The organism is uncultured Amnibacterium sp. (assembly GCF_964244015.1).
Classification (GTDB): domain Bacteria; phylum Actinomycetota; class Actinomycetes; order Actinomycetales; family Microbacteriaceae; genus Amnibacterium.
Genome location: NZ_CAXTHO010000108.1, coordinates 1 through 10457, shown reverse-complemented (window position 1 = coordinate 10457; position 10457 = coordinate 1). Strand labels below are relative to the sequence as shown.

11 protein-coding genes and 1 pseudogene are annotated in these 10457 nt (G+C 73.1%); 6 read left to right on the top strand and 6 right to left on the bottom strand.

What is annotated here, in order from left to right; translation table 11 throughout:
- Positions 1-191, bottom strand: a pseudogene (locus tag ACFE67_RS11825) (mannitol dehydrogenase family protein); the annotation flags it as partial.
- Between the two features lie 192 nt (positions 192-383).
- On the opposite strand from ACFE67_RS11825, the gene ACFE67_RS11820 reads away from it, so the two are divergent.
- Genes ACFE67_RS11820 through ACFE67_RS11810 form a run of 3 tightly spaced genes read left to right on the top strand, consistent with a single transcriptional unit; the run spans position 384 to position 3672 of the window.
- Entirely contained in the window at positions 384-1607 is a 1224-nt protein-coding gene (locus ACFE67_RS11820) for a pyridoxal-phosphate-dependent aminotransferase family protein (RefSeq protein ID WP_375407079.1), read from the top strand.
- Entirely contained in the window at positions 1604-2848 is a 1245-nt protein-coding gene (locus tag ACFE67_RS11815; RefSeq protein WP_375407078.1) for an allantoate amidohydrolase, read from the top strand. Before ACFE67_RS11820 ends, ACFE67_RS11815 begins: the two co-directional genes overlap by 4 nt.
- On the top strand, positions 2845-3672 hold the full coding sequence (locus tag ACFE67_RS11810) for a MurR/RpiR family transcriptional regulator (protein ID WP_375407077.1): 828 nt from the start codon (positions 2845-2847) through the stop codon (positions 3670-3672). Before ACFE67_RS11815 ends, ACFE67_RS11810 begins: the two co-directional genes overlap by 4 nt.
- A gap of 90 nt (positions 3673-3762) precedes the next feature.
- Here the strand turns inward: ACFE67_RS11810 and ACFE67_RS11805 are convergent, their stop codons facing one another.
- On the bottom strand, positions 3763-4314 hold the full coding sequence (locus ACFE67_RS11805) for an NTP transferase domain-containing protein (protein ID WP_375407076.1): 552 nt from the start codon (positions 4312-4314) through the stop codon (positions 3763-3765).
- A 52-nt stretch (positions 4315-4366) separates the two neighbouring features.
- Between ACFE67_RS11805 and ACFE67_RS11800 the strand changes: the two genes are divergently transcribed.
- Genes ACFE67_RS11800 through uraH form a run of 3 tightly spaced genes read left to right on the top strand, consistent with a single transcriptional unit; the run spans position 4367 to position 6425 of the window.
- On the top strand, positions 4367-5572 hold the full coding sequence (locus ACFE67_RS11800; protein ID WP_375407075.1) for an MFS transporter: 1206 nt from the start codon (positions 4367-4369) through the stop codon (positions 5570-5572).
- Between the two features lie 35 nt (positions 5573-5607).
- A complete protein-coding gene (uraD, locus tag ACFE67_RS11795) occupies positions 5608-6096 on the top strand; it encodes a 2-oxo-4-hydroxy-4-carboxy-5-ureidoimidazoline decarboxylase (RefSeq protein WP_375407074.1) in 489 nt (162 codons plus the stop codon).
- Positions 6093-6425 carry a hydroxyisourate hydrolase gene (gene uraH, locus ACFE67_RS11790; RefSeq protein WP_375407073.1) on the top strand — a complete coding sequence of 111 codons (333 nt, stop codon included), beginning with the start codon at positions 6093-6095 and terminating at the stop codon, positions 6423-6425. The genes uraD and uraH overlap by 4 nt, the downstream gene beginning before the upstream one ends.
- A gap of 33 nt (positions 6426-6458) precedes the next feature.
- Here uraH and ACFE67_RS11785 read toward each other — a convergent pair whose 3' ends face one another.
- From ACFE67_RS11785 to allB, 4 genes are all read right to left on the bottom strand, one after another.
- Positions 6459-7205 (bottom strand): HAD family hydrolase, encoded by a 747-nt coding sequence (locus tag ACFE67_RS11785; protein ID WP_375407072.1) that lies wholly within the window; start codon positions 7203-7205, stop codon positions 6459-6461.
- A 176-nt stretch (positions 7206-7381) separates the two neighbouring features.
- Positions 7382-8281, bottom strand: a complete 900-nt coding sequence (gene pucL, locus ACFE67_RS11780; protein ID WP_375407071.1) for a factor-independent urate hydroxylase — start codon at positions 8279-8281, stop codon at positions 7382-7384.
- A gap of 99 nt (positions 8282-8380) precedes the next feature.
- Positions 8381-9163 carry an SDR family oxidoreductase gene (locus ACFE67_RS11775; protein WP_375407070.1) on the bottom strand — a complete coding sequence of 261 codons (783 nt, stop codon included), beginning with the start codon at positions 9161-9163 and terminating at the stop codon, positions 8381-8383.
- A 130-nt stretch (positions 9164-9293) separates the two neighbouring features.
- On the bottom strand, positions 9294-10457 hold a 1164-nt coding region (allB, locus tag ACFE67_RS11770), incomplete at its 5' end, for an allantoinase AllB (protein ID WP_375407069.1).

Here is a 10457-nt window from a genome sequence, read left to right as displayed (position 1 = left end):
CGGTCGACGACCATCGCCTGGTGGGCCCGGTGGAAGCCGCCGACCCCGAAGTGCAGGATGCCCGCCGTCAGCCCGGAGCGGTCGTACGCGGGCACGGCCACATCGCCGCTCGCGCCGATCGCGGCGAGGTTCGCCTGGTTCAGCGGCAGCCGCTGCCGCGTGCTGCTCTCCGTCGCACTGGTCTCCGTCATGGGGGTCTCCTTCTTCATCCGAGTGCGCGAGCGACAGTGCCCTGCACGAGTCCGCCCTCGGCGCGAAACCTGCGGTCGGCGCCGGTCATGAGCCTGCCACCGATGCGGCGCGGACCGGGAGGGTTCATCTGCCTGAAACAGTCGTTGCGGTAGGGTGAACGCTTGAAACGACCGTTGCAGGCGAGGAGTGCCATGTCCGCAGGCCCCATCGACCCACCCGCCCGGCTGCTGATGGGGCCCGGCCCGATCACCGTGTACCCGCGGGTGCTGCAGGCGATGTCCGCGCAGCTCGTCGGCCAGTACGACCCGTTCATGACCGCGACGATGACCGAGACGCAGGCGCTGTACCGCGACGTCTTCGCCACCGCGAACGACGCGACCGTCCTCGTCGACGGCACCTCGCGCGCCGGGATCGAGGCCGCGCTGGTCTCCCTGGTCGCGCCCGGCGACCGGGTGCTCGTGCCGCGGTTCGGCCGGTTCGGGCACCTGCTCGTCGAGATCGCCGAGCGCTGCGGTGCCGAGGTGCACACCATCGACGTGCCGTGGGGGCAGGTGTTCGCGCCGGAGGCGATCGAGGCGGCGATCCGCGAGGTGCGGCCGAAGGTGCTCGCGATCGTGCACGGCGACACCTCCACCACGCTCGCCCAGCCGCTCGACGAGCTCGGTGCGATCTGCCGCGAGCACGACGTGCTCTTCTACTGCGACACCACCGCCTCCCTCGGCGGCAACGAGTTCCAGACCGACGCGTGGGGCCTCGACGCGGTCACCGCGGGGCTGCAGAAGTGCCTCGGCGGACCCTCCGGCGCAGCGCCGATCACGCTGTCGCCACGGGCCGTGGAGGTCGTCGAGTCACGCAAGAGCATCGAGGCGGGGATCCGGGATGCCGACAGCGTGGTCCGAGCGGACCGGATCCGCTCCAACTACTTCGACCTCGGCCAGATCCTCGACTACTGGGGGCCTGCGCGGCTGAACCACCACACGGAGGCGACGACGATGCTCTACAGCGCGCGCGAGTGCGCCCGCATCCTGCTGGAGGAGGGGATCGACGCCTCCATCGCCCGCCACCGCCTGCACGGCGATGCGATGCTCGCCGGTCTGCAGGGGCTCGGCCTCGTGCCGTTCGGCGACCTCGCGCACAAGATGACGAACGTCGTCGGGGTCGAGATCCCCGAGGGGGTGCACGGCGACGCGGTCCGCAGCGAGCTGCTCGCCGACTACGGGATCGAGATCGGCACGTCCTTCGGGCCGCTGCACGGCAGGGTCTGGCGGATCGGCACCATGGGCTACAACGCGCGCCGCGACACGGTGCTGGTCACGCTCGCGGCGCTCGAGGCCGTGCTGCGGCGCAACGGGGCCCGCGTACCCACCGGCGGCGGCACGGAGGCCGCGCTCGACTCGTACCGCGCCGCCGCGTGACCGACCCGGACGCCGCCGGCGCGGCGCGCGCGCTCGAGCGGTGCGACGTGCTCGCGTCCCTCACCTCCCTGCAGGGCGGCCTCGAGCGGGTCTCGTTCTCGGAGGAGCACCGCGCCGCGAACGCGCTCGTGGGGGAGTGGATGCGGGAGGCGGGCCTTCGCGTCCGGCAGGATGCGGCCGGCAACATCTGCGGCCGGCTGGAGGGGCAGCGGGCCGGCCTCCCGGCGCTCGTGCTCGGCAGCCACCTCGACACCGTCACCGACGCGGGCCGCTACGACGGCATGCTCGGCGTGCTGCTCGCGATCGAGGTCGCGGACCGGCTCGATGCCGCCGCGCTGCCGTTCGCGCTGGAGCTGATCGGGTTCACCGACGAGGAGGGGACGCGGTTCGGCAACGCCCTCTTCGGGTCCCGCGCGTTCGCGGGCAGGGTCGGCGACGCATGGCTTGCGACGCCAGACCGGACGGGGACGACCGTCGCGCAGGCGATGACCGGGTTCGGGCTCGACCCCGCGCGGATCGGTGACGCGGCGAGGCCGCCGGACGACCTGGTCGGCTACCTCGAGACCCACATCGAGCAGGGCCCGCACCTGCTCGACGCCGACCGCGCGCTCGGCGTCGTCACCGCGATCGCGGGCGCGCGCCGCTTCGCGCTGCAGGTCACCGGCCGTGCGGGCCACGCCGGCGGCACTCCCTACGCCCGCCGCCGCGACGCGGTCGTGGCCGCCGCGGAGATCGTGCTGGAGATCGAGCGCATCTCGATCGAGTCGAGGACGATCGGGACCGTCGGCCGGATCCGCGCGTTCCCGGGCGGCGTGAACGTCGTGCCGGGCGCGTGCCGCTTCTCGCTCGACCTGCGCGCCGAGACCGACGAGGCGAGGGACACCGCGTTCGACCGGATCGACGCGTTCGCTCGCGAGGTCTGCGCTCGTCGCGGGGTCACGTGGAGCTGGGACGAGTTCTACCGCGCCGACGCCACCACGTGCGATCCGGGGCTGGTCGCCGCGGTCGAGGCCGGTGTGCGGTCGACCGGCGATGCCGACCCGATGCGCGTCTGGAGCCGGGCCGGCCACGACGGGATGGCCGTCAGCGACGTGACCGGCGTCGCCATGCTGTTCCTCCGCTGCGGGAACGACGGGATCAGCCACCACCCGGACGAGACGGTGACGGCGGCGGACACCGCTGCCGCGCTCGCGGCGTTCTCGGCGACGGTGCACGCCGTCGCCGAGCAGCACCGCGCGTGAGTCCGCCCATCGGGCTCGCCGATCGGATCGAGGGCGCCTGGCAGGCGCTCAGCCCGCAGGAGCAGCGCGTCGCGGACTTCCTGCGCACCCGACCGGACGAGTCCGCGCTGTACAACTCGAGCGAGCTCGCGCGCCGCACCGGGGTCTCGAAGGCGACCGTGTCGCGGCTGTTCCGGCGGCTCGGGTTCGCGGACTCGCGTCAGGCCCGCGACCTCCTGCGCGTGCAGCGCGGGGCGGGGCTGCCGGTCGTGATCGCCGACGGCGGTGATCCGATCGCAGCGCAGGTCGCGGCGGACGTGCTGCATCTGCAGCGGTTGACGGGCGACGTCGATGCCGCGGCGCTCACCGCCGCCGCCGCCGCGATCGCCGCCGCGCCGCGCGTGGTCGTCGCCGGCCTCCGGTCGGGGTTCCCGATCGCGATGCTGCTCCGCCAGGCGCTCGTGCAGGCCCGCCCCGACGTGCTGCTCGTGCCCGAGCACGGGCAGACGCTGGGGGAGGAGCTCGTCGGTCTCGGCGCGGAGGACGTCGTGATCGTCGTCGGCCTCCGCCGTCGCCCGGCGGTGCTGGGACCGGTGCTCCGCGCGCTGGACTCCGCCGCGCCGCGCACCGTGCTCATCGCCGACCCGTCGCTTCCACCGAGCGGCGGCGACTGGCGCTTCGACGTCGGCATCGAGTCGACGTCGCCGTTCGACTCGTACGCGGCGGCGGCCACGCTCGTGAGCCTCCTCGCCGGTGCGGTGCTGGAGGCGCTCGGTGAGACGGGAGCGGCGAGGGTCGCCGCGATCAGCGCCGCCTACGAGGCTCTGGGCGAACTCGGCGACTGAGCGCTCGTCTCCCCCTCCTTCCGGTCGTGTTCACGGATCAGGGGATTCGGGCGCTTCGCGCGCCGGATCCCCTGATCCGTGAACACGACCTCAGCGGCGGTCGACGTCCGTCCCCGAGAAGAGGTCGCCGCACTCCACGTGGGTGACGTCGTGCTCCTCGAGGTAGATCCGGCCGCCCGCGTCGCCGCGCAGGGAGTCGCGGAACGCCGCCCAGTGGTCCCGGCCCAGGAGCACCGGGTGGCCCGGCCGACCGTCGTACGAGGCCCGGGCCAGCACGTCGCGCCCCGTGCCCACCTGCAGCACGCGCTCGACGACCGCGACCGGCATGCCCGGGAGGTCCACAAGCGTGATCAGCGCGGCGTCCGCCTCCGGGAGCCCGCCGATGCCGGCCGACAGGGACGCGCCCATGCCGGTGCGCCAGCGGTCGGCGATCACGACGGATGCCTGCTCCGGTATGAGTCCGCTCGCCTCCTCCGACCCGGCGCCCAGCACGACGACCACCGCGTCGCACCCGCCCCCCAGCAGCAGGTGCACGGCCCGCGCGACCCACGGATCGCCGTCCGCGGTGCGCGCGAGAGACTTGGGTCCGCCGAAGCGCTCGCCCGCGCCCGCGGCGAGCACGAGCCCGACGACATCCGTCATCTCGCCTCCTGTCGTTCGTCGGGATGGGGTCGCGGCCCGTACCGTTGCGATGATGAGCACCACCAGGACCCGGCCGTCCGCCGAGCTGCGGCACTGGCGCGACGCCGTCTTCACGATCTTCGCGCTGTGCGGCTTCGTGTTCGGATCGTGGGCGAGCCGGGTGCCGACCGTGCGCGACCTGCTCGGCGCGAGCACGCAGGAGATGGGCTTCCTGATCCTGGGTCTGAGCGCCGGGTCGATCGTCGGCGTGGTCACGGCGAGCACCGTCATCGCGAGACTCGGCGCCACACGGACGATCACCGTGGCCTACTCCGCGGTCAGCATCGCGATGATCGCGCTCGGCTTCGTCGTCATGTTCGTGCCGGCGTTCGCGCCGATCTTCCTGGTGCTGCTCGTCGTCGGCGCCGCCAGCACGGTCGATGTGGCGATGAACCTCTCCGGCGCCGCGAACGAGCGCGCGATCGGCCGCACGCTCATGCCGCTGTTCCACGCCTCCTTCAGCGGCGGTACGGTCGCCGGCGCGGGGCTCGGGGCGCTGTTCGAACTCGTCCGGGTGCCGATCGGCGTGCACTTCGTCGGGGTCGGTGTGCTCGCACTCGCCACGACCCTGATCCTCGTCCGGTTCCTGCAGCCGGCCGAGCAGCCGGCGGGCCACGAGGATGCGCCGACCGGCGGCCTCCGGACCCGACTCGCGGTCTGGGCGGACCCGCGGGTGCTGCTGATCGGCCTGATCGTGCTCGGGATGGCGTTCGCGGAGGGGAGCGCGAACGACTGGCTGAGCCTCGCCATGGTCGACGGGCACGGCCTCGACAACGCGGCCGGCGCCGCGGTGCTCGGACTGTTCCTCGCGGCGATGACCGCGGGGCGCATCGGCGGCACCGTGGCCCTCGACCGGTTCGGCCGGGTGCCCGTGCTGCGCACCTCCGCGGCGCTCGCGGTCGTCGGTCTGCTGATCGTCATCGTCGTGCCGGTCGACGCCGTCGCGATCGCGGGCGTCGCGCTCTGGGGAATCGGCGCCTCGCTCGGGTTCCCGGTCGGCATGTCCGCCGCCGCGGACGACCCGCGGACTGCCACGGCGACCGTCGGGGCGGTCGCGACGATCGGGTACACGGCGTTCCTCGTCGGCCCGCCGGTCATCGGCCTGATCGGTCAGCAGACCGGGATCCTCCGGGCGCTGATCGTGGTGCTGGTGCTGATCACCGCCGCGGGTCTCGCCTCCGGAGCGGCACGCCGGCCGCTCGACCGCGCCACGGCCTGACCCGCGCGCCGACCCCGCCACCTAGTCTGAGCCGGATGATCGACACCCGAGCACCCGAGGGTCGTGCGCGGCTGACGGCGGCGCTCGGGGTCGCGCGATGGGTCGACGAGGTCGCCGACCACGGTCCGTACGGGTCCGTCGCCGCTCTGGTCGAGACGGCAGACCGGGCCTCGAGGACCCTCACGGACGCCGAGCTCGACGAGGCCGTCGCGCACCACCCGCGGATCGGGCAGCGCGCGGAGGGGGACGGCACGTCGTCCCTGCTGTCCGCGAGCGAGCAGGAGGCGCTCGGCCGGAACGATGCGGGCGTCGACGCCGCGATCGCCCGCGGCAACGAGGTCTACGAGCAGCGGTTCGGCCGCGTGTTCCTGATCCGCGCAGCCGGCCGGTCGCGGCAGGAGGTGCTCGACGAGCTGCAGCGCCGCCTGAAGCTCGACGAGGCGGCGGAGGCGGCGGAGGCGAAGGAGCAGCTGCGGCAGATCGCTGCCCTCCGGATCGGCACCCTGTTCGAGGAGGACGCATGAGCCAGGTCACGACCCACGTGCTCGACGCGGCCTTCGGGACGCCGGCGGTCGGGGTCGGCGTGACCCTCGACCGGCAGACCCACGACGGCTGGAGCGAGGTCGGCGGCGGCGCGACGGATGCCGACGGCCGGATCGGCGCGCTCGGACCCGACCGGCTCGAGGGCGCGATCTACCGCCTGACGTTCGCCACCGGCGACTACTTCGAGGCGACCAGACGGCCGAGCTTCTACCCGGAGGTGCAGATCACCTTCCGCGTCTCCGGCACCGAGCACTACCACGTGCCGCTGCTGCTCAGCCCCTTCGCCTACAGCACCTACCGCGGCTCGTAGCCGACCCGACGCGAGACGTGCGCCGCGCGTGCATCAGGCCCCGGACCGCGGCGTGTCCTCGTGTCGCTGCGGATCCGCGAACGCCGGGAGGTCCGCGAGGGTCCTGATCGTCAGGTCGGGCGTCGGGCCGGTGCCGTCCAGCCCGACTCCGGCGCGGTCCAGCCAGACGGTGCCGATGCCCGCCTCCTGAGCGCCGAGCAGGTCGTGCCACCGGTGGTCGCCGACGAACAGCGCGTCCGCGGCGAGCGTCCCGGCCCGCTCGAGCGCATCGTCGAAGATCGCTCGGTCCGGCTTCCGCACGCCGACGTCACCCGACACGACCAGCGGGTCGAGCCGGCCCGCCAGCCCGACGGCGGCGACCTTCCGGCGCTGCACCGCCGCCGCGCCGTTCGTCACCATCCCGAGCCGGATCCCCCTCCGCTCGAGTCGGTCGAGCGTCGGCAGGACGTCCGGGTAGAGGCGGAGGGCGGCGCGCTCCTGCCGCAACCACTCGGTCACCGCGCGGTCCAGCACGTCGTCGCCCCGCACACCGCACGCCGCGAGGGTCTGCCGCCAGACGTCGCGGCCGATCTCGTCCCCGGAGCGCCCACCCAGCATGTAGTCGTCCTCGACGTCGGGCCACACGCGCTGCCAGGTGCTGGTGTTCGCCGCGACGAGCGCGTCTGCCGTCCCGCCGGGCAGCTCCGATGCCAGCGACTCGCAGGTCGCCCGCATGGCACCGGGCAGGCCGCCGCCATCCAGCAGCGTGCCGTCGAGGTCGAACAGCACGAGGAGGCTCACCCCTCCATGCTCGCCGATCCGCGACGCTCCCCGTCGCGCGCACGCGAACGCCTCGTCAGCGAGTCCGTCAGCAGGACAGAACGCGTTCGGCAGGACTCAGGTCGCGCGTTCTCGTCCTGCTGAAGGGGCTCTGTCCTGCTGTCGTGCTCCGCGTCGCGAGGGCGGTTCGGGCCGGCTCAGACGCTGCCGGTGTAGTCGAGCCAGGCGTCGCCTGCGGGGGCCGCGCCCTCCCGGAGTGCGGATGCCTGGATGAGGCCGTACGGGCGGTCGTCCGCGTGGAAGACCTCGTTGTGGTTGTCCTCGTCGAACCTGCTGAAGTCGACCTCGAAGTGGTGCTTGTTCGGCGCGACGAGGCGGATCTCCGCGATCTCGGGGTACGCCTCCAGTGCGGCGCGGCCCATGTGCCACAGCGTCTCCTGCAGGGCGGAGGAGTCGAGGGTCGCGAACTGCTCGAGCATCACGGCCATCACGCCCGCGTACATCGCGTTCCAGTCGAGATCGGCGGACGGCTCCGTCACGCGCCACTTCGCGGTCAGCGATGTGGCCAGGATGCGATCGTCCGTCGGCCGCAGCGTCGTGTACTCCTCCACCAGGAAGTCCCTGTAGTGGCTGCCGGTGCTCTTCAGCACGATGAGGTCCTTGAACCCCTGGACGACGTGGGTCGCGCCCGGCTCGAGCGTGATCGCTGCCGTCCGCACCTCCTGACCCGTCCGCACGAAGGTGTGGTCGTGCGGCCGGCCGTCGATCGTCACGCGGGTCCAGTCGAAGCGCTCGATCTCGATCCGCGCCCCCTCCACCGGCCCGACGTCGTCGACGAAGTGGTGGGCGAGCGACAGCCCGTACGCCTCGATCGGGTCGGGGTTCAGCTTCTTCGCCCAGACGTACGCGGTGTTCTTCTGCGAGTCCGTCGGCAGCGAGGTCCGCTGGTCGCCGTCGAGGTAGGCGCCGCTGAAGTCGCCGCGCAGCGCCGTCGAGACGTTCAGGTCGGTGATCTCGTGGCGCGGGGTGTCGCGCACGATGCGGACCAGGCGGATCTCCGCCTTGCCGTACTGATAGGGGCCGAGCACGATGGACATGTCCCGAGACTCGCACGGTGATGTGTCCCGCACGTAACGGCCTGTGACGTGACCGCCCGACGGCCTCGCGCTCCGCACGTCGAGCGCCCAGAACCCGCCTCAGGAGGATCGGGCGCTGCTGCGCAACCAGTCGTCGAACGTGGTGGCGGCGAGTGCGGCGCCGTCGCGGGGGAGGAGGAGGTTGCCGGCCATCTCCTCGCCGAAGCCGCTCTGATCCCACGACGGCACGAGGCGCAGGGCCGGCCCGCCGCGCATCGCCTGGATCCGTCGAGCCAGGTCGACGAGGTCGTGGCGTTCCGGTCCGGCGATCTCGGCGATCGCGTTCGTCGGCTCGGCGGTCGCGGCATCGACCAGCGCTTCGGCGACGTCGTCGACCGCGATCGGCTGCATGAGCAGCGGCGGCACGTCCGAGAAGTCGCCCTTCGTCCCCCACTGCACGGCGCTCTCCGCGAACTCGAAGAACTCCGTGGCGCGGAGGATCGTGTACGGGATGCCGCCGCCCGCGACCGTGGTCTCCTGCGCCAGCTTGCCCGTGAAGTGCGGGTAGTCGCGGGTGCGGTCGACCCCGATGATCGACAGCAGCACGTGCTGGCGGACACCCGCCTCGTGCTCGGCGGCGAGGATGTTCGCCGCGGAGGTGACGAAGAAGTCGATCATCGCTGCCGGCTTCTCGGCGGCCGTGTTGCCGACGTCGATCACCGTGTCGACGCCGTCCAGCGCCGCCGCGAGGCCGTCACCGGTCGTCACATCGACGCCCGAGCCGCGCGAGACGGAGACCGCCTCGTGACCCCGCCGGACGAGCGAGCGGACGACCGCCGAGCCGGCGAGTCCCGAGCCGCCGATCACCGCCACCCTCATCGGCGGGGTCGTGGTGATCGTCATCGTGCCTCGCTTCGATCGGGTGGGAATCGGGACGGTCGTCGAGCTGAACGTCCGCACGAGCACGGTACCGACGACCGACGACACGACGCGGATCGGGTCGCCGGCGGGCGTCGAGCCGCAGGAGCCCGAATCAGGCTCGGGTGAGCAGGCGGCCGCGTGGAGGCGCGTCGACGTCGATCGGGGCGCCGGCGAGGTAGGTGGTGCGCACCACGCCGCGCAGGTCGTGCCCGATGTAGGCGCTGACCCGATTGCGGTAGCGCAGCTCGTCCACCGCGACGCGGTGCGACGCCTCCGGCGCGAAGACCGCGAGGTCCGCCTCGGCACCCTCGGCGATCCGGCCCTTGGTGGTGAGCCCGGCGAAGTCGGCCGTGTTCCTGCTGAACCAGCCGACCACCTGCTCGAGCGGGATCCCGCGCCGCCGCGCCTCCGTCCACACGGCCGGCAGCCCGAACTGCAGCCCCGAGATGCCGCCCCACGCGACCTGGAAGTCGCCGGCGCCCGCGAACTTGCGCTCGGCGGTGGAGGGGGAGTGGTCGCTCACCACGAGGTCGATCGTGCCGTCGAGCAGCGCGCCCCACAGCACGTCCTGGTTCGCGGCGTCGCGGATCGGCGGGCAGCACTTGTACTGCGTGGCGCCGTCGGGGATGCGCTCCTCGTCGAAGACGAGGTAGTGCGGGCAGGTCTCGGCGGTGACGCGCAGCCCCTCCGCCTTCGCCTCGCGGATCAGCGGTACGGCGGAGGCGGCGGAGAGGTGCAGGATGTGCGCCCGCCCTCCCGTCCGGCGCAGGCCGTCGAGCACCGCGCCGATCGCGATCGTCTCGGCTTCCTCCGGGCGCGACTGCACGAAGGTCGGGTAGTGCGGACCGCCCGCGTTCGCGTGCCGGAGCAGCACGTCCGGGTCCTCGGCGTGCACGATCAGCAGGCCGTCGAAGCCGGCGAGCTCGTCGAGCGCCGCGTTCAGCTGCTCGTGGTCGAGGTGCGGGAACTCGTCGACGCCGGACGGCGCGAGGAAGCACTTGAACCCGAACACGCCCTCGTCCCACAGCGGACGGAGGTGCGTGAGGGAGTCGGGCACCGCGCCGCCCCAGAATCCGATGTCCACGAGCGCGGCGGGAGCCGCGGCGGCCCGCTTCACCTCGAGGGAGGGCACGTCGATCGTCGGCGGGATCGAGTTCAGCGGCATGTCGATCAGGGTCGTGACGCCTCCCGCGACCGCCGCGGCGGTCGCGGTGCGGAACCCCTCCCACTCGGTGCGGCCCGGCTCGTTCACGTGCACGTGGGTGTCGACGAGGCC